The organism is Lactiplantibacillus sp. C232 (genome assembly GCF_023806725.1).
Classification (GTDB): Bacteria; Bacillota; Bacilli; order Lactobacillales; family Lactobacillaceae; genus Lactiplantibacillus; species Lactiplantibacillus plantarum.
The window spans coordinates 74,744-101,307 of record NZ_JAMSKZ010000012.1 but is presented as its reverse complement, the minus strand read 5'-3'; the positions used below and the strand labels follow the sequence as shown (position 1 = coordinate 101,307).

Below are 26,564 nucleotides of genomic sequence, written 5' to 3'. Positions count from 1 at the left end.
ATGTAAAACAACTTCTCTTTAATCGTATAGCGAGAACCTTTTCTGCCCATAGAAAAACTCCTCCTTAGGTAGGCAAGCTTTGATTATTTGCTTGTCTACCCAAAGAGGAGTATATCCCACTGCTTTTGAGATTAGTTTTTTCGGCTAGTTCGTTTAAAACATTTAATAAAAGTGTTTCTCTAGAAAAGATTGTCATGATTGCCTACCAGTTTTATAAATTAGTGGTGCGTTGAGCTTAGCGCTGATGACGTTACTAGTACTATCATGATTCAGTCACATTAAGCAGCCCATTGAATGATTTTTGAAAACGATACGCCTTTACAATGTCAGATACCATTGTATCTTATTTATTTAGGACGGTTCGGTCAAGGTCTGCTAGTAATTACAAATTTGAGCAGTAACTGTATGCTACTGACAGTGCGCTTAACTAACGAGCAAAAAATAGACGCTATCAGTGTATTCTAGCAGTTAGCAAAAAATAATTAAATCCGCTTGACTTATAGTCGGCTCTAACAACTATTATTAGTCTCGTTGGCAGATGTTTTTAACTATAATTCATCAAAAAGGGGATAACAATTATGAAGACAATTCAAATTGGCGCTAGTCAGCTCAAAGCGTCTGCGGTTGCGCTGGGTATTATGCGGATGGTTCGTTTAGATACCGATGCGGCAGCGAACGTCTTAGAGACCGTTCATGACCGGGGCGTTAACTTTATTGATTCAGCGGATATTTATGGTAACGGTGATTCGGAACGGATTTTCGGGCAGGCATTAAAACAGTCGAGTTTAAAGCGTGAAGACTTTTTTATTCAATCTAAAGGTGGTATTGTACTCGATCCTGAGAAGAGTTCTGGTGAACTAGTCTTTGGTCAACGCTATGACTTTTCTAAGCAGCATTTGATTGCAACGGTCGATAAGATCTTGCAACGGATGCAGCTGGACTACCTAGATTCGTTTCTATTACACCGGCCCGATCCGCTGATGGATCCCGCCGAAGTCGCCGCGGCGTTTGATGAATTGCAAGCTACTGGTAAGGTGCGTCACTTCGGTGTTTCCAACTTTAACCCGATGCAAGTCGAGATGTTACAAGCGGCAGTCAGCCAGAAATTGATGATCAACCAATTACAATTTGGTGTCATGCACACCGGTCCAATTCAGTTTGGGTTGCACACGAATATGCAGGATACGGCTAGCCTTAATCATGATGGCGAAATTATCGAATATTCGCGGCTACACCACATGACGATTCAAGCTTGGTCACCCTATCAATACGGCATGTTTGCTGGGACCTTTATTGATAATCCGAAGTTTCCAGAATTGAATGCGAAATTACAGGAATTGGCTGATCAATATCATGTGACTAAAAATGCGATTGCGACGGCTTGGATTTTACGTCACCCGGCCAATATGCAGGTCATTTTAGGTTCAATGAATCCGCAACACCTTGATGAGAGCATTGCGGGGACCGATGTGACGTTGACACGCCAGGAATGGTATGACGTTTACTTTGCAGCGGGCAATGATTTACCTTAATTTGAATAGTCCTTGTGATGATTAATTAATCATAATAGGTTTAGGTTCTTTCGAAACGGTTACTAGTCTCGAAAGAACTTTTTTGTGTGGTGCAATTGTGGTTGTTATAACTTGGTGTATTGATCAATTGCTGAATAAAGTCAGAATTGACTTTATTGGTAGTTAAGCGGTATTAATCATAAAATTGAGTAATGATAGATTATAAGGAGGAACGATTATTTGAACAAGGCAAGATTAGAGGCGTTTACAGATGCGATTATCGCGATTGTTTTAACGTTATTAGTATTAGACTTACCGCGGCCTCAAACTCCTTCAGTGCGGGCACTCTTTGCGGAATGGCAAAGTATTTATGTTTATATCATTACATTTACACTATTGATTTCAATTTGGCTTAATCATCACGATTTATTCGTGCAGGTCAAAAAAATCGATCGGGTTGTTTTTTGGGCGAATAGTTTCTGGTTGCTATGTCAGTCTTTTATTCCATTCATGGCCTCATGGATTACTAAATTTCCGCATTCAAAATGGCCCGCAGTATTTTATATTCTTACGGGTTTTGTTTGGATGTTGGCTTATCAGTTACTAGTAGCCGCCGTTAGAAGATTAAATCCACACATTCATCGTATGAGTAGTCCGGCATTAAGTGTTGTTTTTGGTGGCTTTTTAGTGGTTCTAACAGTCGCGTTAATTAATCCCGATGTGGGCTTGTTCCTAATCCCCGTTCACGCATTTGCTAGTGTTATTTTGGCGACTAAACGTAAGTGGCATTTACGCAAGTATTTTTAATATAAAGATGAAATTAAAAAGTAGGCTCATATCTGGTTTAGGCTAGTATCGCAATGATAACGAACGACAACGCCCGCAAGGTTGAATACTGAGTCCAATCTTGCGGGCGTTGCCGGTTAGTATTTAGTTGGTGTTAGTAGGAGTATGCTTATGGTTTGGTGACGATTCCTAGGTCAATCATAGATTGGGCGGTTGCAATAATCGATTCCGCAGCGGGACGGGGATGCCAATCCAACAATGTTTGGGCTTTATGATTGCTCGTTTCCGCGTAGGTGCCAACTAGTGAGGCGACCATTCGCAATTCTGGTCGGGCCTTAGCGGCTAGCTTAACCGCTGCATTGGGAATGGTTTTGGTTGGTAGCTGACTGGCAAAAGCTGGAAAGGCCTGTCTTAAGACATTTGCAACGTCAAGCATGGATAGCGTCTCACCCGTTGTGGCTAGAAAACGTTCGCCGTTAGCTTGCGGTGCGGTCATGGCAAGCAAGTGCAGACTAGCCACGTCACGAACATCAACATAACCGGAATCAACGTTTGGAACGGCTTTAACTTGGCCTTCTAAGAATTGTTGGATTTGAATATTGGAATGTGAATATTTGGCGGACAACACCGGACCCATGACGGCAACGGGATTGACCGTTGTTAATTCTAACCCGCGGCCCTCATGGTTAATAAAGTCCCAAGCTGCTAATTCAGCACGTGTCTTGGATTCTTGATAAGGATGGATCGCTTTCCAGTTGAGATCAGACCAGTCAGCTTCAGTGTAGGGGGTCGTACGATTTTTGTGACCAGCAAAGATGGCCCCGTACGCAGACGTTAACACGACTCGTTTAACGCCCGCATCACGACTAGCAGTTAGAACCCGCCGAACACCGTCAACGGCTGGTCGGATCATTTCAGCTTTGTTTTTGAAGTTGAGCTTTGGGGTTGGGGAAGCGACGTCGATCGCATAAGTGGCTCCGGCCATCGCTTCCGACCAGTGTTCATCATGCGCCAGGTCGGCCACAACAATTTCGAGAGCTGATAAGTCGGTGATACCACCATTGGTCAGCATTTCTTTAATAACGGGTGCTTTGGCTAATGAGCGGACCGTTGTGCGGACGGCGTAGCCTTGTTGTAATAATTGACGAATGATATGAATGGCGATAAAACCGCTACCACCAGTGACGACGACTAATTGTTTTTGCATGGGACTACCTCCAAATGAATTTATGAATTGCTGTTACACTTGTAACGTCTGTGCCAGTATCTTACAATGGGGTCACGACGAATACAAGGTAATCACGAGCATCTGTGACAGAATGGAGGAATTGTTATGGCAGCGACCAATCACGCGCAAGCAATCAAAAAGGATTCACAAACTTATTTAACTACGGCCTTATTACAATTATTAAGGACTCATGATTTAGATACGATTACGGTGACCCAAGTTGTCAAGCGAGCTGGGGTCAGCCGGATGGCCTTTTACCGTAACTTTACGACACTCGAAGATCTTTTGACAGCGTACTTCGCCCCGGCGATTGCAGCGCGGTTTCAGGACGTCTTGCAGCATGTACCGGCCAATCGGAAGTTATTAGCGATGGGTCAATTTTTTAGTGATTTTGCGCCGACGTTACGACTGGCTGAGCAACGTGGTTTTGAAAACATTATTCAACAACTTTTTAACGCTAATATGACTAATTATTACCAAGCAACGATGACTAATGGAATGCTCACGGCGGTGCAGCTTAAGTATTGGACAAGATTCATGAGTGCCGGGGTATACGCAATTTGGCGCGAATGGCTACTTGGCGGACAGTTGGAGTCCTTGACAACGATTCATGAAATACTAGCAACTTTGCAGACAGCAACGATGCAGGCGCTGACTCAGGCTCAAAAATGAGCAGTGGAAGAATGATCCTAAATTAGCGGTGTGAGGAGGTCGAAACGCCGATTTTAGCGTGTTGATTGGGTACTTATGAGCAATTGTAAAAGCCACCTAGCCATGCACCGGCAGAGCTCGGTGCGGTTAGGTGGCTTTTTTAATCAAATGAGCTGAGATTAAGCATCTTGGGCCGTGGCAGCAATGTCAACTTCACGGATATTGACATTTTGCGGCATGTCATACATGAACTTGACCGTGGCAGCTACGTGCTTGGGGTCCAAAGTCAGGCCACCCATGGAAGCTTTCCATGCTTCGTAATCGGACAGTGCCGACTTGCTAGTAACGTGGGTTAACAGCTCAGTTTCGGCTGCACCGGGGGCTACCAGCATGACGCGCACGTTCTTCGGCGCATTTTCTTCACGGAGTGTCTCGGATAGCCCGTGGACGCCAAACTTGGATGCAACGTAAGCGGCGTGATTGACGAACGTTTTCTTGCCAGCTAACGATGACATATTGAGAATCGTTCCATGTTCCCGGTCACGCATGTCATTTAGGACAATTTGAGTGCCGTTTAAAACACCCATCACGTTCGTATTAAGCATGGTTTGCCACTCTTGTGGGTCCTGATTTTGAACATTTCCTAGTAACATTAATCCCGCATTATTAACTAGTAAGTCGGTCTTGCCATACTTGGCTTCGGCCTTGCGAACGGCAGTTTCGAATTGGTGATAGTTGGTCACATCGACTGTGTCGATCATGGCATTTTCAAAGTTCGCAGATAAGGCGGCTAACTTTGCTTGGCGACGCCCTAATAGTAACAGTGGGTAGTTGTCAGCGGCGAATAACTTGGCAATCTCGGCACCAAAGCCAGAACTGGCTCCAGTAATGACGACTAATGGTTTCATTTTGTAATTCCTCCGTAATTTTGGATAATGGTTTTCGTTTGAATTTTCAACGATTTACAGTATACTTGGCTAGATTAAACGCGACAAGTACGCACTTTTAGGTAACCACCAATTGAGAGCAGGGAGTTAATAATGTTAAAAGAACGGGTAACTGCGCAACCACGCTACCGAAATGAATTTGATGCCACGATGCAGTTGATTCGTGGTAAGTGGAAAATCATGATTTTGTTTGAACTGGCCGAGGTTAAAGTCAGCCGTTTTGCTGACTTGCAACACCATATTCAAGCGGTATCGCATAAAACACTGGCGAGTCAATTGAAGGAATTGGAACAAGATGAGTTGATCGAACGGCATGATTTTAAGACCGCTCAGCCGCATGTCGAATACCGGTTGACCGCTAAGGGGCAGAGCTTGATTCCCATCCTAGATGCGATTTGTACCTGGGGTGATCAACATGTTGATCCAGCTTTGATTGAACGTTCACTGTGTGACGAATAGGCTAGTCTAAACGGGAGCGTGGGCTTTGTACGGCGCCATGGGAAAAGTACGTTGTCAGTCAAAAGCAACTAGCGGCGCTGTTTTGATGATCATTACTAAATAATCGCTTCAAGAATTTCTAATGACATTCTTGAAGCGATTATTTGTTATTCAATTAACTCGTGCTGTTTGAAAGCTGACAGCCAGCTATACGGGCTGTTTTATAAGATGAACCAACTATTGCCGCCGGGATGGGGGTGGGTCGTTATCATAGACGAGTACAACGCGGAATCGATGATTTGAATTAATCGATTGCCGTTACGGTGACAGCGACGACATCGCCAATGCTTTTGTGGAGTTTTGCACGAATATCCTTACGAATACCTAAGATATAACAAATACTACCATCAAGGTTTTTAACACCCATATTAACGATAGAACCGTTGTAAGGGACCTCATCGAAAGTGGCATGGACTTTGACGCGCCCCTTACCGAAAAGGTCGCGAATATCGAAGGGACAGGCCACGTAAGCCCCACCTTTGCCAATTGTTGCGGCTTGAATCGGTGCGTCAAATTGATAAGTCTTCATTATTATATGACCTCCGCCTAAGCGTAATTATGGAACGGCTTCATTTTTATAATCAGATTTCCATATTATCATAGCAAATTAGCAATTGTTGGTGAACTAAGTGGTCACTCACAACTAATTATAATTAAGGTGAACCGCTATTTGCGTGAAATATTAACCGGGTATATCGTTGGTATCAAAAATATTTATCGAAAAGTACAATTATTATACTAAATCCCCTTGCGAGCGGGGCAATCAACCGCTTATAATTAAACTGCTTTAAGTAAATTAAAAAAGGGTGTTTACATGAATTTTAAATCACAAAATCCAATTGATGCAAGTCAGTCGGAAAGATTCAAGCTTTATAAGTCGGGGAAACTTTGGCTGGTTGCTGGATTAACTTTCTTCTCATTTTTAGGAGGTTCCGTTCTTAACAATACAAACGTGCACGCTGATGCTACAAATGCAACGACAACATCGTCTTCAGCTGCAAGCACGGCCTCTAGTGCAAGTGTTGCAACGAGCTCTGCTGCTAGCGATGCGACGACTAAAGCGACCTCAGTTTCGTCAAGTGCTGCGACTCAAGTAACGAGTGCGGCAACAACTAAGACGACCAGTCAAGCAGCGACGGCATCGTCGAGTGCGGCCACTAGCCAATCGACCAGTACAGCATCTAGCTCGACTAGTCAAGCAACTAAGACGGCTTCGAGTGCAGCCACTAGTACTTCTGCAACGGCTACAAGCCAAGCAACCAGTGTCGCTTCTAGTACGGCAACCACTACTCAAGTAAGTCATACCGCAAGCAGTACTGCTGCCAGTGCTGCTTCAAGTACTGCAACGGTCAAGGCTGTTAAGGCCGCTTCAAGTACGGTAAGTAGTGCGGCGACGACCGCTACTAAAGCCACAGCTAAAGTTGCTGCCGTTGCTTATACCGCAGCAACGACGTCTTCAACGGATGTCTGGACGATTGGGGATACGACTCGGCCACGCGTTGATGTTGTTGACGTGGCGTCATATCAAAGTACCATGACGCAATCTGATTTCAATAAGTTAAAGGCTGCGGGTGTTAAGACGGTCATCGTTAAGTCGACTGAAGGCACTGATTACACGAACCCAGCTGCACTGAACCAAGCAAAGATGGCTAACAAAGCTGGCTTGAACGTTGATTTCTACCACTATGCAACGTTTAGCACGGCTGATGCGGCTAAATCTGAAGCGACTAACATGGCTGGTTTCTTAGTTAAGAACAATGTTTCAACCAAAGTTCTCTTGTTCGCTGACATGGAAGATTCATCTTCATACTCAGTTAACGCAACGGCGAACTTGAACGCGTTCTGGTCAACGTTAGATTCCTTTGGTTACAAGAATCACGGCGTTTATACGTCCAACTCATACTTATATCGGGATGCTGTTGTTAAGACAGTTGGCCAATCACGTGTATGGCGGGCCCAATACCCATACACGCCTTCTGCTAATAACCTTTGGAACACCAATGATGGTGCATGGCAATTCTCCGATACGGCACTCTTACCATCTGGTTCAGATTATACCGGTTACATTGATGTCAGCATCGATTACAATGGTTTAACTGAAGATAGTGCCGGGACCAATACATTCGTAACGACAACTAGTAGCAATGATACGACGACTAGTGAAGTAACGACTGACACTAGTGCTACGACCAATACGTCAACTAGTTCAACGACTAAGAAGGCCTCTGGTTGGTATACCTTTACCAAGAACACAGCCATCAAGAGCGCTGCCAGTGACAGTGCTAAAACCGTTGGAACTTATAGCAAGGGTAACCGCGTTTACTATAATGCTGAAATTACAACTAATGGTGAAACTTGGTTACGTTACTTAAGTTACAGTGGTAGCGAACATTTTGTTAAGATTGCCGCAGCTAAAACGACCACGACTAAGCCAGCCGCAAGCACTAGCAAGACGGTTACCAAGAATGAAACTGGCACTTACAAGTTTACTAAAACGACAGCTATCAAGGGTTCAGTTAGTGACTCAGCTAAGACTTTAGGGACTTACTACAAAGGTGACACGGTTTATTACAATGCCAAGGTTACTAAGAATGGTGAAACTTGGCTCCGTTACCTGAGTTACAGTGGTGCGCAACACTACGTTAAGATCAGTGGTGCAGCTACGTCAACGACTACCACCAAGCCAGCCACTAGTTCTAGCAAGACGGTCACTAAGGCTGAAACTGGGACTTACAAGTTTACTGGCACCACGGCCATCAAGGGTTCAGTTAATGATTCAGCCAAGACTTTAGGGACTTACTACAAGGGTGATACGGTTTATTACAACGCCAAAGTCACTAAGAACGGCCAAACTTGGCTTCGTTACTTGAGTTACAGTGGTGCGCAACACTACGTTAAGATTAGTGGTGCAGCCACAACAACGACGACGTCAAGCAAGTCAACGGCTACGGCTAGTGCTAAGACAGTTGCGCAAAGCGGGACTTACAAGTTTGCTAAGACGACTGCCATCAAGTCTTCAGCAAGTGATGCCGCTTCAACTGTTGGGACTTACTACAAAGGCAATACGGTCAACTACAACGCCAAAGTAACGACTAACGGTCAAACTTGGTTACGTTACACGAGTTACAGTGGTGCGCAACACTACGTTAAGGTCAGTGGCGGTGCCGCAACGACCACGTCATCTTCAGCAAGTAAGACGACGGCGGCTGCTGGTACGTACACATTTAAGACCACAACGAATATTCGGACCGCTGCTAGTCTAAATGCCTCAGTTGTTGGCCAATACTCCGCGGGCGAATCCGTTTATTATATTGGAACGGTTTCTGCGGATGGCTATCAATGGCTGAAGTACTTATCTAACTCTGGTGCTTACCATTACGTTGCTAAGATTGGCTAACAATTAGTTACCAATTACTAGTGCAATAACAAAACAGGCTTTGAGATCACGTCAAGCGACGCGATTTCAAAGCCTGTTTTGTTGTGTGATTGAGTTAGTGGCCTGTTCATCTTATTTTGACAAAAGTCGGCATAGACGCACTTAACAAAAAGTTTACACTGATTCGAACTTCTTTCAGCGGGCCTAAGCTGGTAGCTTTTGACACTAAAAGTTTGAAGCATGCTTCGTATTCAAGCACGTGTAATCGGTGCTGTAGTGAGGGGCTAATGTTTATAAAACAACTAAGCCACCAGCACCGTTGTCGTAGTCAGGTTTCTGAGCAGTGACAACCAGTTTTTCGTTAACAAAGGCCATTAAGCCCAGGCTGCTTAACTCGCGACCATAGCCGGAGCCCTTGACGCCACCAAATGGTAGTTCTGGTAAGGAGCTGAGGAAGGTGTTAACGAAGACCATCCCAGTTTCAATTTGTTGGGCAACCGCTTTGCCATGCGCCGCAGTTCCGGCGAAGACGATGCCACCTAAGCCCAGTTCAGAGTTGTTGGCTAAATCGATAGCTGCTTGTTCAGAATCAACTTTGAAGACTTGGGCAACTGGACCGAACATTTCTTCGTAAAAGAGGGGGTTGTCTTGATCAATGTCCGTTAAGATGGTTGGTTGGAAGAATTGGCCAGGTAAGTCGATTGGTTCGTTGCCATAAGCAACGGTTGCACCACCGGCAATGGCCCGGTCAACTTGGTCTTGTAGCTTTTCCTTAGCGCGTTTGGAATTCATCGGTGCCAGGGTAGTTTGTGGGTCCATAGGATCGCCAGGGACTAATTTGGCAAAACGTTCCTTCAACTTTGCTAAGAAATCATCGTACACATCCGCAGCGACAATAAAGCGTTTTGATGAGGTGCAGACTTGCCCAGCGTTGTATAACCGGACCCGCCATGCTAAGTTGACTGCTTCGTCAATATCAGCATCCGCTAAGACGACGAAAGCGTCCGAACCACCTAATTCCATAGAACTCTTCTTCAAGTTTGCACCGGCCGCTTTGGCAACCGCTTGTCCACCACGCTTAGAACCAGTCAGTGCGACGCCTTGGATGCGGGGGTCGGCAATAATATCGCTAACTTGATCATAGTTTAAGAAGAGGTTCGTTAGACTACCAGCGGGAGCACCAGCTTCTTCGACAATCTTGGCGAAGGCCGCAGCCGATCCCGGTGTATTAGAGGCGTGCTTTAAAATCATTGGATTGCCGACCATGTAGTTCGGTGCGAAGACCCGCATGATTTGGTAGTATGGGAAGTTCCAAGGTTCGACCAACATCAGGACACCGGTTGCTTGTTTTTCAATTTCGGCATCGCCCGTTGCTTGAGTGCTGATTGGGGTCGGTGCCAATAATTCAGCACCGTGATCAGCATAGTAATCAGCAATCATGGCGCATAGTTCGACTTCACCTTGAGATTCACTCAGTAATTTACCCATGTCGATTGTTGCAATTTTAGCTAATTCATCTTTATGTTCACGTAACAGTGCGGCAATCTTATGGAGGCTGGCTGCACGGGAACTAACGGGTTCATGACGCCATTGGTGATAAAGGGCGTCGCCGGTAGTTAAGGCCTGTTCGATTTGGTCAGTGGTTGCGTTGTCGTAAGTTTTAACAACTTCATTGGTATATGGATTAATTGTTTGATAAGCCATAGTAAACTCCTCCTATAAATGTTCAGGTATTGTAAACGGTTAATCTGCGATTGTATGGGACTGGTAACCGCCTTCACTATTGTACGCTACCACAAAAGTACGGACAAAGTCAGCTAATTTGACTTGACCAGCGCTAGTGTCAGAAGCATTTAGATCTGCATAAAGTCCTTCAGGTTCGCGCTGATAACGACTAGTTTGGACTAATGAAGCGGCAATTTTAACGGGAACACCGTGGTTCGTCAAGTTAGCTTGATATTGTTCATCTGAGATTTGTACCCATTGTAGATCGGGCATGTTTAAGGCGTCGCGCAGATCAGCAACGAATTGGTCACCGGTGAACGTATCACTGAAGGCATACTTGACGGTGATACCGGCTGGCGTGTGATCAATTAGGGGATAAACGACACTGGCAATGTCCTCGGGCGCAACGTATTTTTGTGCTGAAGCAGCAGGCGTGCTGGAATAAATTTTATGTTCAGCCTTGATTGTTGCTAAGTTACCGAACAAGTTAGCATAAAATCCGGTTGGACGGACAAAAGCCAGGTTAACCCCGTCAAGTTGTCGTAATTCATGTTCAATTAAGTTGTAAGCATGCAGCGAGCCAGCCACTTCATCGGCATCTGCGCCGATGCTACTGAGGTTGACGACGTTGGTGACGCCGGCATTTTCAATTGCCTGTTTCCAAATTTTAGCCTGAGCCACGGCCCCTTCGAAGGGATCATCACCGATACCACCAGAAAGCATGAGATAAACCACATCTTTGTCAGTAAAAGTGGTGGATAAGAAATCAACATCAGTCATTGTACCAATGGCGGCATGGGCGCCGATAGCTTCAATTGAAGCTTGGCGCTTAGGACTAGTTGAGATAACGGTGACGTCATGACCGGCTTGGACGAGCTTAGGAACAACGATCCGATTAATGTTTCCTAATGAACCTAACATTGCAATTTTCATAATTATAGAACCTCTTTAAAATTTGATTTTTATTTTTAAAAGATAAATCTATCTTTCAACGATTACTAGTTTAAAAGATAAATCTATCTTTGTCAAGCTTGAAAAAGATATTTTTATCTTTTATACTGAAGACATGAAGAAAAAAGATATGAACAAACAAGTTAAGATTCAAGATGCGGTTGCGGCTATCATTCTCGCTGAGGGTCCAGCCGGGGTTTCAACGACTAAGGTGGCTAAGCGCGTCGGCATTGCACAATCCAATGTTTATCTCTACTTTAAGAATAAACAGGCTCTGATCGATAGTGTCTATGCGCGTGAGACGAACCGAATTCTTAGTACTACCGACTTAGACCGATTAAGTGATTCAACAATCGATGTGACGACTCGGATTCGATTATATGTACAGCAGGTGTATGACTATTCGTTAGCCAATCCAGATAGCTTGACGATCATTCAACAGATCAAGGCATTGAATGGACAGGGGATGACGATTTCGGCGGCGGATGCCGATCCGAATAATATTGTCGCTAACTTATTAACGGCGGCTATCGATGCTAAGGTGATTAAGCAGTTACCGGTTAGTTTGCATATGGGGGTCGTGTTTTCAACTATTCATACGCATACGACGAATATCAGTAAGGGACGGTATGCTCAGGACCAATATACATTTGGTGATATTTTCCAAATGATTTGGGACGCGATGAAACAAGATTAGGAGGTTTAATGACAAAAGACGCGACTTAATTGATAGGCACGAGTGGATATCAATTAGGTCGCGTCTTTTTTTGCGTTCATGTAGCGATTAGTCGTCTTGAAATGACGGTTTAGTATCTTAAAGGCTGGTTGAATAATTCGGTTCATTGTGTATTCTTTTCAAGTGTCGGTGAGTGTTTTAAACTGTAGGTACCAGTTTGAGCAACCAATATGTAAGGGGGACTTTGATGGTACAGTGGGCAAAACGATTCAGTGAAACGAAGGAACCGGTTGTATTGATTAGTCATAATCAAAATAGGTGTGCCGGCAAAATAGTGGTGTTAATGATGAGTAGGCTGGAGTTGTGGGGTAGCTGATGAAGATTATTTTTGTGCAAACGCTGTTCCTATTCTTGTTTGTTAAGGTGCTTTTGCGTGATTGGCGGGTACTTAGTATTTGGGATATCAGTTATGCGGTGGTCAGTAGCCTAGTGAGCGGCTGGATTTTTTCAGTAATCGGGCAATATGCAGCATTGCCATTATTGGGACTGGTGGTGCTGTTTACTTGGTGGCATACACATAGCTTCAGTGAGTCATTATTTGTTAGCCTACAGGTGATTATCTGGTCAATTGTCGTCGATCATATCAGTTCACTTTTAACGTATATGTTGAAATTAGATGACGGGTATCTTTTGATTTTTATGGGATTACAGCTGGTTGGTTTAATCACATTGAATCTGATTTTAATGAATACGCATATCCAGACGACATTCAATCGTCCCAGACTGAACCGGGTTACGGCCTTGCTGCTACTCGCCATCTATTTATACATTATTGTCAGCGAGGGCCTCGACAGTGAATTGAGAATGGTCGTCAGTAACTTAGTTGTGTTGTTGGTCGTTATGGGGCTCGCGATTGCCATCTATGATGAGTATCGGGTTACGATTCGGGCCAAGTACCAGGTTCAACAACAACGCCTGCAAATCAAAAATGATACACGGTACATGCATGAAATCGAAACGCATTATAATGAATTGCGCCGGTTTCGTCATGATTATCAGAATATAATGTTGTCGATTAATGAGTATTTGAAAACGGATGATTTGGCAGGCTTACAGCAATATTACCAACAAAATATTGCCCCAGTGACCAAGCGCGTTTCGGATGAGCAGTATAATCTCGAAGATTTAAGTCGTGTTCAGGTCAAATCGGTCAAGAGTATTCTATTTAGCAAACTCAGCTATGCGCAATCACAGGGAGTTAAAGTTCAATTTGACTTGAAGCAAGTGCTTAATGGGGTAACGACGAATGAATTAGACTTGGCAATTGCGCTAGGTATTATTTTAGATAACGCGATTGAAGCCACGGCCGGTCACTATCACGGTGAGCTGATGAGCGCCATTTTTGTTACGGCCCACAGTACGGTGTTCTTAGTTCAAAATAACGTTTTTGATTCCTTGCCACCTTTATGGCAGCTAAAGGAAGCGGGGTATTCGACTAAGGGACAAGAGCGGGGCTTAGGCTTGAGTCAGCTCAGCGCAATTGTTAATCGAAATGAAAATATGATATTGGAAACGCGGTTATTGGCCTCAGCCTTTGTTCAGCGTTTAACGGTAAAGCGGGAATGATAAAATGATCAAAGTATATATTTGTGAAGATGATACTAAACAGTTACAAACCTTGCAGCAACTGGTCAGTAAAGTGATTATTGATCGTCAATTGGATATGGGATTTGGCCTAACGAGTGCCGATCCGCATGAAATATTAGCGCATGTCAAAAGTCAGCAACCAACTCAAGCCGTCTTTCTTTTAGATATTGCGTTGAATTCGGATATTAATGGCATTCAGCTTGCCAGTCAAATTCGTGATTTAGGCATCCGAAGTAAGATTATCTTTGTGACGACGCATACGGAGCTATCATTGACGGTGTTTCAGTATCAAGTGGAAGCCCTGGATTTTATCTTGAAGGATTTTCCGGATCGCTTATACGAGCGATTAAATACCGTCTTACGCGTGGCACAGGAGCGTTTCAAAGCTGAAGACAATGATCAAAATAGTTATATCCAAATCAAAATTGGCGAGACGATTCGATCGTTGGACGTGCAACACGTGTTATTTTTTGAAAGTTCAATGAGTCCACATAAGATTATCGTTCATTTAGATGATGGTGAACTTGAATATTACGGTTTATTAAAGGATGTGCCGGATTTGAATTCTGATTTTTATCGTTGTCATAAGTCATATGTCGTTAATCTGACCCGCATTCGGTCATTGGATAAACGGTATCGTCAACTAACGATGGCTAACGGTGAAACCGTCCTGTGTTCCGCAGCGGCCAGTCGCTACTTAGTAAGGCAGATTGGCAAAAACAATCGCTGATTGAAATCTTAGTCGATTTATATTGACGGCAGTAAAATTCAGATTGGCAAGATTCGGTTTGCTAACTAGTAAAATAATCGTTTCAGCAATTTGATTTCCCTGAAACGGTTATTTTTTTACTCTTTATTCAGGTGTATTGAATTATAGACCTAAGCCATTCCAATCAGTTCGCGCACATTTATTTTGAAATGATCTTCAACGGGCCAAATAAGGTCTTAATGGTTAGTCTGCCTGTCTTAAAACGGCCGTTGCGACGGGCCACACTAAATTATAATTAGAAGCAACCAGTTTGAATCAAGTGGGTTATGTTCGCTACAAGTGCGGCTGTTAATTATGGTCAAGGCGGGCTTGCCGTTATTCCGCAAGTCAAATCGCCGTACTGGGCATTGCCTATGATTTGAGCGTGACTTGTGATTGGTCACTAACGATAATATTGGTGATTAGTCGTAATAACTTAAGTGTGGGAGTGAATAGAATGTGTGGATTGGTTGGGTGCTTAACGGATCGGCGAAAAGTTGATAATGCCGCGTATGATCAGGTTGTGCGGGAAATGACTAAAATGATTGTGCATCGGGGCCCGGATGATGAGGGTTACTTTGCGGATGATAATATCACGATGGGGTTTCGCCGATTAAGTATTATTGATTTGGCGGGTGGTCATCAACCGCTGTCATATGATAATGAACGTTATTGGCTAACGTTTAACGGTGAAATTTATAACTATGTTGAGCTACGTGAACAGTTAATTCAAGAAGGCTACACGTTTAAGACGGATTCCGATTCGGAAGTGATCTTAGGGATGTACGCCAAATACCAGGCCAAGTTGACGACCTATCTGCGGGGAATGTTTGCCTTTGTAATCTGGGATAAGCAGGAAAAAACGTTATTCGCGGCGCGTGACCAATTTGGAATCAAACCGTTTTATTATGCGATTGCCGGGGATGATTTTTACTATGCGTCTGAGAGTAAGGCGATTTATAAGATTTTAAAAGATAAGCATTTTGATCAAGAGGCATTACAAGATTATTTGACGTTCCAATATGTGCCGGAAACTGAGACCCTGACAAAGGAAATCAAGATGCTGGCGCCGGGCTGTTCATTAACAAAACAGTTGGGACACGCGCCGCAAATCAAGCGTTATTATCATCGGGAGTTTCATCCAGTCGTCCGTTCTGAACAGGACTACGCGACACGGCTTAAGGAGACGTTGATTGATTCGGTTAAGATCCATATGCGTTCCGATGTCCCAGTTGGGGCGTTCTTATCGGGCGGGATTGATTCGTCAATTGTGGTGGCGATTGCCAAGCAGTTCAATCCAAATCTCAAGACGATCTCGGTGGGCTTTGAACGACCTGGCTATAGTGAATTAGACGTCGCACAGGAAACGGCTGCTAAGTTGAATGTCGATAACGTCCAAATGACCATCACGCCGGAAGCATTCATGGCAGCCTTTCCACATTTTGTCTGGAGCATGGATGATCCGTTAGCTGATCCGGCCGCTGTCCCGCAGTATTTCTTGACTAAGGAAGCCGTCAAGCACGTTAAAGTTTGTCTCACCGGTGAAGGGGCTGATGAACTTTTTGGCGGGTATACGATTTATCATGAACCCGAATCCTTGAAAGCCTTTCGGTATACGAAGCCAATCAACGGGGCCCTTCAACGGATAGCCGCGATGATGCCAGCAGGAATGCGGGGTCGTTCGTTGCTTATGCGGGGGACGACACCGTTAGAGAAGCGATACGTTGGCAATGCGTTTATCTTCAATGAAACTGAGAAGCAACAGTTCATGAAGCACTACAATCGTGACCATTCGTTCCAACAGACAACCCGGGTATTTTACGATGAAGCCAAGCATTATGATTTAATCTCTAAGATGCAATTTATCGATATGCACACGTGGTTAAATGGGGATTTGTTGCATAATGCGGACCGGACAGCGTTAGCCCACAGCCTTGAATTGCGGACACCCTTTGTTGATCGGGAGGTGTTCAATCTGGCAGCGGAAATTCCAGCCAACTTGCGAATTAGTCACGGTACGACGAAGTACATTTTACGAAAAGCGGTTGAAGATATTGTACCCGCGCACGTGTTACATCGCAAAAAGCTTGGTTTCCCAGTACCGATTCGGTTGTGGCTCAAAGATGAGATGTACGATTGGGCTAAAAATATTATTGTGACGTCGCAAACCGATCAGTATTTTGACAAGACATATTTCTTAAAACTATTGGATGACCATCGAGCGGGTATTCGTGATAATTCGCGTCAATTGTGGACCGTGCTGACCTTCATGATGTGGCATAAGTTATACGTGGAAGCTGATATGTTAATGGATAGTGTAACGGCCAATCATCTTGCTGAGCAAGTCGAAATCGGTTAAGCTGTTCATATTAAAGCTAAATAAGAACTCGTTCAACGTGCCAATGAGAATAAAAATCATCCAGCGACCTGATTGTCTTAATACAAATAGGTTGCTGGATGATTTATTTTGGTGGTTTTGTAGTTGTTTCGTTAGTCGATGACGACTTTAGTGCCATACTTGATGTTGTTATAGACCCACTTGGAATCTGCAACGCTCAGATGAATGCAACCGTGTGAAGACGGTCGCTTGCCAAGATCAGCAGCGTCTGATTTGATAAAGTGACCTTGGGCATCTACGGGTGTGGAGTGGAACAAATATTCACCATGGTTGAGCCATGAGACCCAGTAATAGGCACCTTCATCAACACTAGCGCTATAAAAATATTTTCCCCGTTCGGCTTGCACATGATAGGTGCCACGGGGTGTTTTGCGGTCAGCAGTTGGCACGCCACTGGATGCATACATTGTATAGAGAACGTGGTGATGGTTCATCAAGTATAGCCGTTGTTTAGCCAACGATACGTGAATCCATAAGTCCGGATAGCGGTTGACATTGGGATACGCGACTGTTTCGGATGATTGACGCCAGTTGATTGGTGTGCGCATGACCGTTGGTTTAGCCGTGGTTTTGGCTTTCGTCTTTGACACGACTTTTTTGGTGGTTACCGTTGATTGGCTAGGTCTGTGGGCATCACCAACAACTTTGACAGTGCCGACCGCCAGTAAGCCGATAACTAAAGTGATGCTAGTTAATAAAATTAATGTTGATTTGCGTTGCATGTTGCGCCCCCATAGTTGGTTGGTTCTGTCTGGCTCTGACTTGATAGTTAGTGGTAATAGTCAATACTGACCATTCAATCAGGACCTTCTCAGTAAAAGTGGAAACCAATCGTATATTACCGTTATAGCTTTCTGAAAGTGAAAATGCAACCCAGTCGAATGCTGGGTAAGTCGGTTTTACGAACAAATCGGGGTCGCGATGGTGTAAAGCGGGTATATTCGGGCTTTAAGTCAATTAAGACAGCCTAAAATGGCAATAATTGGTCTTCAAATAACACTGAAAATAAACAATAAATCCCAACTAAAAGTAGGAAGGCTGCCGGTGAAAATCGGGACGATTCATTGCTAACATTCCGAGTCGCCTCCTAATGAGGTTCCTGAACTAGTGACGGTTAAGTGGATTTAAAAGATAGTGACATAAAGAAAAACACTCAGCCTAGCGATAGGACAACCGAATTGGCGGTCATTGTTAAGCCGCTAAGCTTAGTGTTTTCGATGACCGTTTAAGACGACTACGGGTCATTTAGTTATTAATTTTGAACGCAATGCCGGTCGGTGCTTTTTGCGGGCCGCGCTAACCAAATTAGACCTAACAATAGGACTAAGCTAACAGCAACCATGATGGCACCAAAGATCGGTGTCCAGCCTAAGCCAAGGTTGGTCGTGACTTGACCACCAATACCGGAGCCGAGTGCGATACCGACGTTAAAAGCGGAAATATTTAACGCTGAGGCCATCGTAATATCGTGTGGTGTATTCTGTTCAGCTAACTGAACAATATAGAGTTGGAGCCCAGGGACGTTCATGAAGGCAAAGATTCCCATCAGTAGGACGGTCAATAGCCCTAGCCAGTGACTGTACCCGGTGACGCTTAGAATGAGTAAGGTGATGAGTAACCCACTGAACATCTTGAATAGTGCAATTAAGGGCCGTGCATTGGCCCAACGACCACCCAGTGTATTACCAAGGGCGACCATTAAGCCGTAAACGACTAGAATCAAAACGACAGCGCTCGCTGACCAATGCATCTGCTGTTCTAGTAGTGGTGATAGGTAGGTGTAAACTACGAAGGTACCACCGTATCCCAGCGCCGTGACGAGTAAGGCGAACAGTAGTTGTGGATTAGTGAGTACGCGGATAATCCCCCGGACCGTGGCTTTACTGGGTAACGGCAGATTACGTGGAATTAACCAGTAATCAGCTAACAAACCAATGACACCAATCATGCTAATAAAGATAAAGGACCAGCGCCAACCGCCTAATTGACCAATCATCGTTCCCAACGGAACACCAGTAACCGTTGCGACAGTCAGTCCTGTAAACATGATGGCAATCGCCGAGGCCCGTTTGGCAGGTGCGACCACGTCAGCGGCAATTACTGAGGCGACGGTCATAAAAATACCGTGAGCCAAAGCGGCCACGACCCGGCCTGCAAGTAAGACACCAAAGGTTGGGGCACTTGCTGCGAGTAAGTTACCAATAATAAATAAAATCATAATTAACATCATCAAGCGGTGACGGTTAAGCCGACCGGTGAGTAATGTCATGACGGGCGCGCCAATCATGATACCAATGGCGTAGATCGAGACGGTCAGCCCAGCTTGCGCCAAGTTGATGTGAAAGTTGCTAACGAGTAGTGGCATTAAACCAACACTAATAAATTCCGTTGACCCAATGGCGAAGGCACTGATTGCGAGTGCAAAAAGTGTCCAACTGGGATTAAACTGTTTTGTCATAAGATAAGCCTCCTGCTATTGCTAAGTTGATAAATAATGATTATACTAGCAAGTGACTTTTAGACAAGTACCGACTTTGAAGTGGAATACCCACTAAAAAGTAAGTATGGAATGGAGGGACAATTATTGGAAACCAAAACGTATCATATTGGGGTCGAGGCCACAATGGAAATTATTGGGGGTAAGTGGAAATCAATTATTCTGTGCCATCTGCGTACTCAGACGATGCGGACGAGCGAATTGGAACGCGCGATTCCACAAATCTCGCAGAAAATGTTAGTACAACAACTTAGAGAGTTGGAAGCCGCTAATATTGTGACGCGCAAAGTGTACCAACAAGTGCCACCGCGCGTGGAATACGGACTAAGTGATTATGGCCGGAGTTTGTCCGTTGTCTTACATGAGCTGTGCGTGTGGGGTGAGGATAATATTGATCGCCGCCGAGCTGCGGGTGAAGAGATTGCCTTGTTACATCGGGACGATTTATAGACAATGAGTTTAAATTAAAAATGGTGCGTCAAGAATGAAAATATTCTGGCGCACCATTTTTGATTAGGGGGAGTTAATGTTGGGTCGGTTGACGACTAAATAAACAACAAATCAGTGGAGTTAACTTATTGCTACTAGCTATTGTGTAGGGATTTGGCTAGGAGTTCATCTGCGAAACTCACTGGGTTGTTACTAAAGAACTGCGGGGGTATTTTACTATGCTTACTAAATATATAGAAATTCGCACAAATTCTGTACTAACCAGATTTAGTTTTGAAACTTAATATTAGTAGTAATGACTCCGCTTACATTTTCAAATGGTTATGATAAGCTTAGATTATTGACGATAAATAGACTGGAGTTGGTGAGTATGACGAAGGCAGTTATTTTTGATTTAGATGGATTATTGATTGATAGCGAGGTTATTTCATTAAAGATGTATCAACGAATCGTACAGGATTATGGGCAGACGCTTTCCATGGCGACTTATGCACAGGAATACAGTGGTAAGTCGGCGGTGACGAATATGCAACACTTGATTGAACGTTTTGACTTGCCGTTTAATGTTGATACTGGATTAAAGCGGGCGTTAACGTTGGAAAAGACGTTTATGCAGGATGGCGTTGAGCTCAAACCGGGAGCACGGGTGTTGTTACAGTTTTTACACCGGAATCATTATTCAGTGGCCTTAGCTTCATCTAGTATCAAGTCGCGGGCATTAGACATTTTGACGTCCCATGATGTGGCGCAATATTTCGACCAGTTTACCTTCGGACCGGATGTCGATCGTGGTAAGCCATATCCAGATATATTTTTGATGGCATGCGCCAAACTCCAACAACAACCTGCAGATTGTTTGGTTCTGGAAGACAGTGAAGCTGGCATTCAAGCGGCGACGTCCGCGAAGATTCCGGTAATTTGTGTGCCGGATATGAAACGGCCTAACCAGCCCTATGCTGATCAGGCGACTGCGATTGTACCGTCGTTAACGGATGTGATAACGCATTTAAAATCAGTTCGATAAGATTCAGTTGTAATTAAAGCATAAAGATTATTAAATTATTAATAAGGAGCGGTTGTCCGATAGAAAAACTGCTATACTACGAGGCGTAAATAAATCGCTGACAAGTTAGCCAGTGGAACGAAGGAGTCTTGATCAATGAAGAAATTGATGATTGCTGTAACTGGTTTAGCCATGGTGGCAACGCTGGGAGCAGCGGTACCCGTTACAGGGATTACAGCGAATGCGGCGACTAAGAAGACAACGGCTACGAAGAATGTCGCACCAAGTTTGAAGGTCAATGCAATTTACAATAATACGACGCAAATTACAGGTACGGCAACCAAGGGCGCTAAGATCACCGTAAAAAGTACGGCCAACGCCAAGAAAAATCTTGGAACTGCAACGGCCTCTAAAACGACGGGAAAGTACACGGTTAAATTAGCCAAGACATTGAAGGCGCAAAGCAATGTTTATGTGTACGCCAAGAATCCAACGACTAAGGCTTATTTCTACCGCGTCATCCGTGTTCAGACTGCCAAAACTACTGCCTCTTCAACTAAGAAGACGACTAACAAGACAACCACGACTAAGAAAGTGGCAACTAAATCGACGGCGGCCACTTCGTCATCCAAGAAGACGACTAAATCGTTTAAAGTCAACGCGCCAGCGGGTACTTGGAAGTCGAATACGACTAACAAGTACTCCCAAATCTTAACGTTTAGCGCTAAGAATGGCTTTAATCAGACGCTTTATAAGAATGGCAAACAAGTTAAAAAGCTGGTCTCGTATGCGAGTTATAGCATGACTGCCAAGACGCCAACGTTCTGGAAAGTCAGCTATAAGTCAGGCTCGACTACTAAGACCCTATATTTACGCTATACAGCAACTAATAAGTTTACGGTCGTTAATGCTAAAAATCAGATCGTTAAAGTTAAGGTTGGCAATGCCCCAGCAGCTGTTTGGACGTTTACCAAGAAGTGACGGGTCGTTAAATATCTTAAGTACGAACAATTCCTCGGTATTTTGGGGAATTGTTTTTTTGTTGCTTGCTGATCAATTAGATTGAACGTGGCCTAGTGAATATTAAAATAATTGAAAAAACGCAGATAGCTTATCGTCATTAGCAGGTTAGGTGAGCGCATATAAATTGGCCAATTTGGGCTGTTCATAGTGACCATGATGGAAAAGGCACTACAGCGTTGGTAAGTCATCTAGTTCGCTCGAAAAATGACTTGGTCGTGAGTCACTTCAAAAATGACCATCGTGCAGTTGTATCCATGAAGAATACTGAATAAACAAGTAAATGAAAATGGGTGTTCGTTAGCTGATACTTATCATTTAATTACGGTTATTAACACAAATAATATCACGGTGATAAAAATTTAATATTCGGATATCTGTAAAATTGTAAGTCTTTTTCTGAACGTCACAAACTGAAAATAATGTAAGATAATTAACGTCAAGAGATGTTAAAATACTATCTATGTGAAGGGAGCGATAGGCATGCAACACCGGCAATTATGGTATCGGGGCGGCCTGGGACTGGCACTAGCGCTAGTTGTGGTTGGATATCGTGGATCACGGACAGTTATTCGGGCGGTTCCCCGCGCACAATTGAGTGTTGATCAGAAAATGCCATCGACTAGCAGTGTTTTTTCTGCTTCGAAATTGACGTTGCAAGATGAGGCAAACAACTCGGCACCACAAGTGTCACCTGAGGCCCAGGAAAGTTCGGGACCTGACAAGCAGTCGGATTTAACATCAGGCAGTAGTACCAGTACCAGTAGCAGTGGTATCAGTAGTGGCAATAGCAGTGGCAATAGCAGTGGCAATAGCAGTGGCAATAGCAGTGGCAATAGCAGTGGCAATAGCAGTGGCAGTACAATACTGGAAAACGCTAAAAATAATCAAACATCAGAAACGGCGACGACCAAAGCGGCAGAAATGGTCAATGGGACGGTTAAAATGATCTTAGATACTAATGGCACATTGCATTTGAGTGGTGGGTCATTTGGTGCATCGCTAGGGTCAGCCACGGGGAGTTGGATTGTAAAAACCTTGACGGCTAACGGCTATCAACCGACCCAAGTTTCAAAGATCGTCATCGACGGTAAGATAACGGCAACTACTATGACTAATTATTCATATCTGTTTGCTAACTTACCTAATGTTACGGCGATTGATGGGCTAGCCAACCTTAATTTAACTGGCGTAACGGATATCTCGTGGCTATTTTTGAACTGTTCACAGTTAGGCGCGTTGGACTTGAATAGTTGGGATGTCAGCAGCGTCATCAGAATGGAGGGAACGTTTCAAAATTGTGCCAAGTTAGTTACGTTGAATGTTGCCAATTGGAACACGGATTCATTACAGTATCTAATTGACACTTTCAATGGTGACAGTTCATTAACGTCGTTACCAGTTGGCAAGTGGAATACCAGTAAAGTGGCGACGATGATGCGAACATTTACGGATTGTTCTTCGCTGACGTCATTAGACATCGCTAATTGGGACACCCGTGTCGTAACGAACATGTCCGCGATTTTTAGAGGAATGTCGAAGGTTAAGAGTTTACCCATTGATAAGTGGCAAACGGGACGCGTGGTTAATATGCAGTTAGTCTTTTCAGGTGATACTAGCTTGGAAAGTATTAACGTCGCTAATTGGGATACGAGTCGGGCCACTGCGTTGGATGGGACTTTTGCTAAGCTTCCTAATATCAAGTCCCTGCCACTCGACAACTGGAATACAAGTAACGTTCAAACGATACGGAGCACATTTTATGGCGATACTAACTTGACCCAGCTGCCGATTGACAACTGGAATGTCGGCAAAGTCTTTGATTTTAATTCAACCTTCAGTGGCTGTGCCAGTTTAACAACTGCACCGGTTGCGAATTGGAACACCCAGAGTGCCACCAATCTTGGTTATACTTTTGAGGGCATGACTAGTCTCACCTCGTTACCAGTAGATAATTGGCAGACTGGTACTGTCACGAATATGGCCGGAACTTTTTCTAGAGTTAGTCAGTTAAAGAGTCTCCCGATTAGTAAGTGGAATACGAAGAATGTACAAAATATGGCGGGGACTTTTTCTGAAATGAGTAGTGTCACGGCATTATCAGTAGATAATTGGCAGACTGGTAATGTGACGACAATGAGGGGCATCTTTACCAAAGTTAGCCAAGTTAAGAATTTGCCAGTTGGTAAGTGGAATACGGCGAAGGTCGTTGACATGGGACAAGTATTTTACGGCAACCCCCAGTTAACTAGTCTGCCCATTGAAAACTGGAATACAAGTTCAGCCACGGATTTTTCACAGCTATTTGCGGAAGATTCGGGTTTACAAACCTTGAGTCTAGGTGCTTGGAATACGACCAAAGTGACTAACTTTGAATCAGTTTTCCAAAATACCAGTCTAGACAAATTAGATTTGACTGGCTGGAATACCAACAGTGCGCAAACTTATACCAACGCTTTCAGTTCGAAGTTGCCGCCTAAACGTCTATTGTTGGGCCCCAGTTTTAACTTTTTTAAGAGTGAAAGTTGGCACTTGCCAAATCCTAGTAGTGAGGCACCTTATATTGGGAAATGGCGTAGTTTAAATAATAAAAAAGTTTATACTTCGGCTGATTTGATGACTAAATACGATGGTAAAACCATTGTTGGAGAATTCGAATGGGCCACTGGCAACACGATTACAGTAAAGTATGTGGACGCTGCTGGCAAGTCCTTGGCACCCGACACGAAAATCAGTGGTGCAACTGGTGATGCCTATCATATTAAACCAATTGAGATTGAAGGGTACGTGCCAGATCAACCAGATGGGGTTCAAGGGAATTTTACCGACAAAGATGAAACGATTACATTAATGTACAGTCCTGGAGGACTAATGTTTGCCTCAGCACCGCAGACCATTAATTTTGGTCAGAATCCGATTACTGGTAAATCAGAAAGTTACGGTGCCTCCTATGATACTGGGCTAGTTATTCAAGATGGCCGGTCAATAGGTTCAACGTGGTCGCTCAATGCAACGCTCTCAGCATCAGGCTTCACTAGTAAGCAGTCGGCACGACCATTAGCGGCTGTGCTCAGTTATAAGGATCAACAAACGGGTGGCGAGTCAATTCTTACGCCAGGTGTGGCACGGTTGATCGTCAATAACCATCAAACTGTTTCGAACCAAGGCGTCAATATCCTTGGTCAGAAAACGGCACTTGGGGCACTATCGTTACAAGTGCCAACCGATCGTGCCTTGACGGATACGTATCAGGCGACGGTCACTTGGACGCTTAATCAAGGGGTTCCTAATCGATGATGAAAAAAATAATGGTTAGGTAACATAAAATTTGTAAGACTGCTTGATTGTTGTTAGTAAGTTAGTTATGTATATTTACAATGTACCACAATAACTATTCTAGCTTAATGATTGGTTTCGGCCAGGGTTGGTTTTAGTTATGCCGCAAATAATGATATAGAGGAGGAGTGGTGTTGATGAAGCGTTTGGGGTTCATCACAATTGCCATCAGTACCCTACTTTGTTGGGGGTGGTTGTCAGCACCGATTATTGGTGTGGCTAGTACGGCTGAGAGCCCAGCAACGATTCGTTTCGACGGCCAGGCTGAGTCATCGAACTCAGACACTGGCGCTAATCAGTTACAGGTGACTGAAGCGTCAAAGTCGAGTCATTCGATTGTGCATCAGCCGAATGCTAGTCAAGCTGTTCATCATCAGAACCCGGGGTGGTTACCACAAACGAGTGAACAATGGTGGCTGAGTGCTTTCATTGGTGGTATTGGGTTATTGGTCGTTTTAATTGGTTGGCAATTGGTTAACTATCTAAAAAAAAGGAGTTCATTATCATGAAAAAAACATTATTAGGACTTTTATTCTCAGCAGCATTGATTGCAACATCAGGTTTGACCGCGAGTGCGGCCGATACGCCACAAACGTCTAATGGGACAGTTGGTTTCACTGGGGGCGACATCACTATTGATAATGGTGATACGGACTTAGCTGGTGCTAGTCTTGACTTTGGTACCAACCAAATCACCGCAGCTAACAAAGACGATAACTATGACAACACGAATAAGTCAGCGGCGGTATCCGTTGTGGACTTACGGGGAACGGCTGCTGGTTGGGATTTACGTGTGAAGCAAAATGACGTTTTTAAAAACGACAAAGCGGTTGCTAATAAAGAATTGACGGGTGCGATTCTAACATTGAATGGTGTTTTGGATTCAAATGCATCGACGACTGGTGCGGACGCAACGGCCAATACCGGTGTTGCGCTAGATACACTCAATAGTGACAAGGTTTTGATGACCGCCGCTGTGGGTAAGGGGAATGGTAAGAACGTGGCTGATATTGCTAAGTCACAACTAATGGTTCCCAAGACTACGGCACGAGCTACGGGAAGTTATAGTACAACGTTAACTTGGAGCTTGAATACTGCACCAGCGAATAGCTAATA

At 44.1% G+C, this 26,564-nt stretch carries 22 protein-coding genes; 15 read left to right on the top strand and 7 right to left on the bottom strand.

All coding sequences use genetic code 11. The annotated features are described in order from the left end of the window. Positions 1 to 578: 578 nt before the first annotated feature. Both MZO41_RS11995 and MZO41_RS11990 read left to right on the top strand, forming a co-directional pair. Positions 579 to 1,532, top strand: a complete 954-nt coding sequence (locus MZO41_RS11995; RefSeq protein ID WP_003642346.1) for an aldo/keto reductase — start codon at positions 579 to 581, stop codon at positions 1,530 to 1,532. 219 nt (positions 1,533 to 1,751) lie between these two features. Continuing rightward, complete coding sequence (locus MZO41_RS11990) at positions 1,752 to 2,318, top strand: TMEM175 family protein (protein WP_003642345.1); 567 nt, start codon at positions 1,752 to 1,754, stop codon at positions 2,316 to 2,318. Positions 2,319 to 2,466: 148 nt separating this feature from the next. Here the strand turns inward: MZO41_RS11990 and MZO41_RS11985 are convergent, their stop codons facing one another. Further along, positions 2,467 to 3,504, bottom strand: coding sequence for an SDR family oxidoreductase (locus tag MZO41_RS11985; RefSeq protein WP_003642344.1), 1,038 nt, complete (start codon positions 3,502 to 3,504; stop codon positions 2,467 to 2,469). A 126-nt stretch (positions 3,505 to 3,630) separates the two neighbouring features. On the opposite strand from MZO41_RS11985, the gene MZO41_RS11980 reads away from it, so the two are divergent. Then, complete coding sequence (locus MZO41_RS11980) at positions 3,631 to 4,197, top strand: TetR/AcrR family transcriptional regulator (RefSeq protein ID WP_011102040.1); 567 nt, start codon at positions 3,631 to 3,633, stop codon at positions 4,195 to 4,197. A gap of 158 nt (positions 4,198 to 4,355) precedes the next feature. Here MZO41_RS11980 and MZO41_RS11975 read toward each other — a convergent pair whose 3' ends face one another. Continuing rightward, the gene (locus tag MZO41_RS11975) at positions 4,356 to 5,084 is read right to left on the bottom strand and encodes an SDR family oxidoreductase (RefSeq protein ID WP_003642342.1); all 729 of its coding nucleotides are present in this window, start codon (positions 5,082 to 5,084) and stop codon (positions 4,356 to 4,358) included. Positions 5,085 to 5,216: 132 nt separating this feature from the next. On the opposite strand from MZO41_RS11975, the gene MZO41_RS11970 reads away from it, so the two are divergent. Continuing rightward, positions 5,217 to 5,582 carry a winged helix-turn-helix transcriptional regulator gene (locus MZO41_RS11970; protein WP_011102039.1) on the top strand — a complete coding sequence of 122 codons (366 nt, stop codon included), beginning with the start codon at positions 5,217 to 5,219 and terminating at the stop codon, positions 5,580 to 5,582. A gap of 283 nt (positions 5,583 to 5,865) precedes the next feature. Here the strand turns inward: MZO41_RS11970 and MZO41_RS11965 are convergent, their stop codons facing one another. Then, a complete protein-coding gene (locus MZO41_RS11965) occupies positions 5,866 to 6,150 on the bottom strand; it encodes a DUF1905 domain-containing protein (protein ID WP_003642340.1) in 285 nt (94 codons plus the stop codon). Positions 6,151 to 6,435: 285 nt separating this feature from the next. On the opposite strand from MZO41_RS11965, the gene MZO41_RS11960 reads away from it, so the two are divergent. Further along, a complete protein-coding gene (locus tag MZO41_RS11960; RefSeq protein ID WP_033608962.1) occupies positions 6,436 to 9,018 on the top strand; it encodes an SH3 domain-containing protein in 2,583 nt (860 codons plus the stop codon). Between the two features lie 270 nt (positions 9,019 to 9,288). Here the strand turns inward: MZO41_RS11960 and MZO41_RS11955 are convergent, their stop codons facing one another. Both MZO41_RS11955 and MZO41_RS11950 read right to left on the bottom strand, forming a co-directional pair. Continuing rightward, on the bottom strand, positions 9,289 to 10,701 hold the full coding sequence (locus tag MZO41_RS11955) for an NAD-dependent succinate-semialdehyde dehydrogenase (protein WP_003642338.1): 1,413 nt from the start codon (positions 10,699 to 10,701) through the stop codon (positions 9,289 to 9,291). Positions 10,702 to 10,740: 39 nt separating this feature from the next. Continuing rightward, entirely contained in the window at positions 10,741 to 11,655 is a 915-nt protein-coding gene (locus MZO41_RS11950; RefSeq protein ID WP_011102037.1) for an NAD(P)H-binding protein, read from the bottom strand. Positions 11,656 to 11,788: 133 nt separating this feature from the next. Between MZO41_RS11950 and MZO41_RS11945 the strand changes: the two genes are divergently transcribed. From MZO41_RS11945 to asnB, 4 genes are all read left to right on the top strand, one after another. Further along, the gene (locus MZO41_RS11945) at positions 11,789 to 12,370 is read left to right on the top strand and encodes a TetR/AcrR family transcriptional regulator (RefSeq protein WP_003642336.1); all 582 of its coding nucleotides are present in this window, start codon (positions 11,789 to 11,791) and stop codon (positions 12,368 to 12,370) included. A gap of 354 nt (positions 12,371 to 12,724) precedes the next feature. Beyond that, the gene (locus tag MZO41_RS11940) at positions 12,725 to 13,975 is read left to right on the top strand and encodes a GHKL domain-containing protein (protein WP_003642334.1); all 1,251 of its coding nucleotides are present in this window, start codon (positions 12,725 to 12,727) and stop codon (positions 13,973 to 13,975) included. A 4-nt stretch (positions 13,976 to 13,979) separates the two neighbouring features. After that, positions 13,980 to 14,726 (top strand): LytR/AlgR family response regulator transcription factor, encoded by a 747-nt coding sequence (locus tag MZO41_RS11935; RefSeq protein ID WP_011102036.1) that lies wholly within the window; start codon positions 13,980 to 13,982, stop codon positions 14,724 to 14,726. A 475-nt stretch (positions 14,727 to 15,201) separates the two neighbouring features. Next, complete coding sequence (gene asnB / locus MZO41_RS11930) at positions 15,202 to 17,103, top strand: asparagine synthase (glutamine-hydrolyzing) (RefSeq protein WP_021355894.1); 1,902 nt, start codon at positions 15,202 to 15,204, stop codon at positions 17,101 to 17,103. A gap of 131 nt (positions 17,104 to 17,234) precedes the next feature. Here the strand turns inward: asnB and MZO41_RS11925 are convergent, their stop codons facing one another. Both MZO41_RS11925 and MZO41_RS11920 read right to left on the bottom strand, forming a co-directional pair. Then, a complete protein-coding gene (locus tag MZO41_RS11925; protein WP_013355928.1) occupies positions 17,235 to 17,864 on the bottom strand; it encodes a L,D-transpeptidase in 630 nt (209 codons plus the stop codon). Positions 17,865 to 18,394: 530 nt separating this feature from the next. Then, positions 18,395 to 19,600, bottom strand: a complete 1,206-nt coding sequence (locus tag MZO41_RS11920; protein WP_003642330.1) for an MFS transporter — start codon at positions 19,598 to 19,600, stop codon at positions 18,395 to 18,397. 111 nt (positions 19,601 to 19,711) lie between these two features. On the opposite strand from MZO41_RS11920, the gene MZO41_RS11915 reads away from it, so the two are divergent. The 6 genes from MZO41_RS11915 to MZO41_RS11890 all read left to right on the top strand — a co-directional run bounded on the left by MZO41_RS11915 (position 19,712) and on the right by MZO41_RS11890 (position 26,562). Next, complete coding sequence (locus tag MZO41_RS11915; RefSeq protein ID WP_003642329.1) at positions 19,712 to 20,089, top strand: winged helix-turn-helix transcriptional regulator; 378 nt, start codon at positions 19,712 to 19,714, stop codon at positions 20,087 to 20,089. A gap of 370 nt (positions 20,090 to 20,459) precedes the next feature. Continuing rightward, positions 20,460 to 21,113, top strand: a complete 654-nt coding sequence (locus MZO41_RS11910) for an HAD family hydrolase (RefSeq protein ID WP_003643386.1) — start codon at positions 20,460 to 20,462, stop codon at positions 21,111 to 21,113. 135 nt (positions 21,114 to 21,248) lie between these two features. Beyond that, the gene (locus tag MZO41_RS11905) at positions 21,249 to 22,073 is read left to right on the top strand and encodes an Ig-like domain-containing protein (protein ID WP_022638464.1); all 825 of its coding nucleotides are present in this window, start codon (positions 21,249 to 21,251) and stop codon (positions 22,071 to 22,073) included. A gap of 522 nt (positions 22,074 to 22,595) precedes the next feature. Next, positions 22,596 to 25,409: a BspA family leucine-rich repeat surface protein gene (locus tag MZO41_RS11900; RefSeq protein WP_063487726.1), complete on the top strand. Its 2,814-nt coding sequence runs from the start codon at positions 22,596 to 22,598 to the stop codon at positions 25,407 to 25,409. A 176-nt stretch (positions 25,410 to 25,585) separates the two neighbouring features. Beyond that, positions 25,586 to 25,957, top strand: a complete 372-nt coding sequence (locus MZO41_RS11895) for a cell surface protein (RefSeq protein ID WP_003642325.1) — start codon at positions 25,586 to 25,588, stop codon at positions 25,955 to 25,957. After that, positions 25,954 to 26,562, top strand: coding sequence for a WxL domain-containing protein (locus tag MZO41_RS11890; protein WP_013355925.1), 609 nt, complete (start codon positions 25,954 to 25,956; stop codon positions 26,560 to 26,562). The genes MZO41_RS11895 and MZO41_RS11890 overlap by 4 nt, the downstream gene beginning before the upstream one ends. Positions 26,563 to 26,564 lie beyond the last annotated feature (2 nt).

Excerpts from the sequence above, each read along its gene's own strand:
- MZO41_RS11920 (WP_003642330.1), bottom strand. The coding sequence starts at position 19,600 with ATGACAAAACAGTTTAATCCCAGTTGGACACTTTTTGCACTCGCAATC.
- MZO41_RS11980 (WP_011102040.1), top strand. The coding sequence starts at position 3,631 with ATGGCAGCGACCAATCACGCGCAAGCAATCAAAAAGGATTCACAAACT.
- MZO41_RS11985 (WP_003642344.1), bottom strand. The coding sequence starts at position 3,504 with ATGCAAAAACAATTAGTCGTCGTCACTGGTGGTAGCGGTTTTATCGCC.
- MZO41_RS11925 (WP_013355928.1), bottom strand. The coding sequence starts at position 17,864 with ATGCAACGCAAATCAACATTAATTTTATTAACTAGCATCACTTTAGTT.
- MZO41_RS11975 (WP_003642342.1), bottom strand. The coding sequence starts at position 5,084 with ATGAAACCATTAGTCGTCATTACTGGAGCCAGTTCTGGCTTTGGTGCC.
- MZO41_RS11950 (WP_011102037.1), bottom strand. The coding sequence starts at position 11,655 with ATGAAAATTGCAATGTTAGGTTCATTAGGAAACATTAATCGGATCGTT.
- MZO41_RS11905 (WP_022638464.1), top strand. The coding sequence starts at position 21,249 with ATGAAGAAATTGATGATTGCTGTAACTGGTTTAGCCATGGTGGCAACG.
- MZO41_RS11970 (WP_011102039.1), top strand. The coding sequence starts at position 5,217 with ATGTTAAAAGAACGGGTAACTGCGCAACCACGCTACCGAAATGAATTT.
- MZO41_RS11940 (WP_003642334.1), top strand. The coding sequence starts at position 12,725 with ATGAAGATTATTTTTGTGCAAACGCTGTTCCTATTCTTGTTTGTTAAG.
- MZO41_RS11915 (WP_003642329.1), top strand. The coding sequence starts at position 19,712 with ATGGAGGGACAATTATTGGAAACCAAAACGTATCATATTGGGGTCGAG.
- MZO41_RS11955 (WP_003642338.1), bottom strand. The coding sequence starts at position 10,701 with ATGGCTTATCAAACAATTAATCCATATACCAATGAAGTTGTTAAAACT.
- MZO41_RS11935 (WP_011102036.1), top strand. The coding sequence starts at position 13,980 with ATGATCAAAGTATATATTTGTGAAGATGATACTAAACAGTTACAAACC.
- MZO41_RS11960 (WP_033608962.1), top strand. The coding sequence starts at position 6,436 with ATGAATTTTAAATCACAAAATCCAATTGATGCAAGTCAGTCGGAAAGA.
- MZO41_RS11900 (WP_063487726.1), top strand. The coding sequence starts at position 22,596 with ATGCAACACCGGCAATTATGGTATCGGGGCGGCCTGGGACTGGCACTA.
- MZO41_RS11945 (WP_003642336.1), top strand. The coding sequence starts at position 11,789 with ATGAAGAAAAAAGATATGAACAAACAAGTTAAGATTCAAGATGCGGTT.
- MZO41_RS11965 (WP_003642340.1), bottom strand. The coding sequence starts at position 6,150 with ATGAAGACTTATCAATTTGACGCACCGATTCAAGCCGCAACAATTGGC.
- asnB (WP_021355894.1), top strand. The coding sequence starts at position 15,202 with ATGTGTGGATTGGTTGGGTGCTTAACGGATCGGCGAAAAGTTGATAAT.
- MZO41_RS11995 (WP_003642346.1), top strand. The coding sequence starts at position 579 with ATGAAGACAATTCAAATTGGCGCTAGTCAGCTCAAAGCGTCTGCGGTT.
- MZO41_RS11910 (WP_003643386.1), top strand. The coding sequence starts at position 20,460 with ATGACGAAGGCAGTTATTTTTGATTTAGATGGATTATTGATTGATAGC.
- MZO41_RS11895 (WP_003642325.1), top strand. The coding sequence starts at position 25,586 with ATGAAGCGTTTGGGGTTCATCACAATTGCCATCAGTACCCTACTTTGT.
- MZO41_RS11890 (WP_013355925.1), top strand. The coding sequence starts at position 25,954 with ATGAAAAAAACATTATTAGGACTTTTATTCTCAGCAGCATTGATTGCA.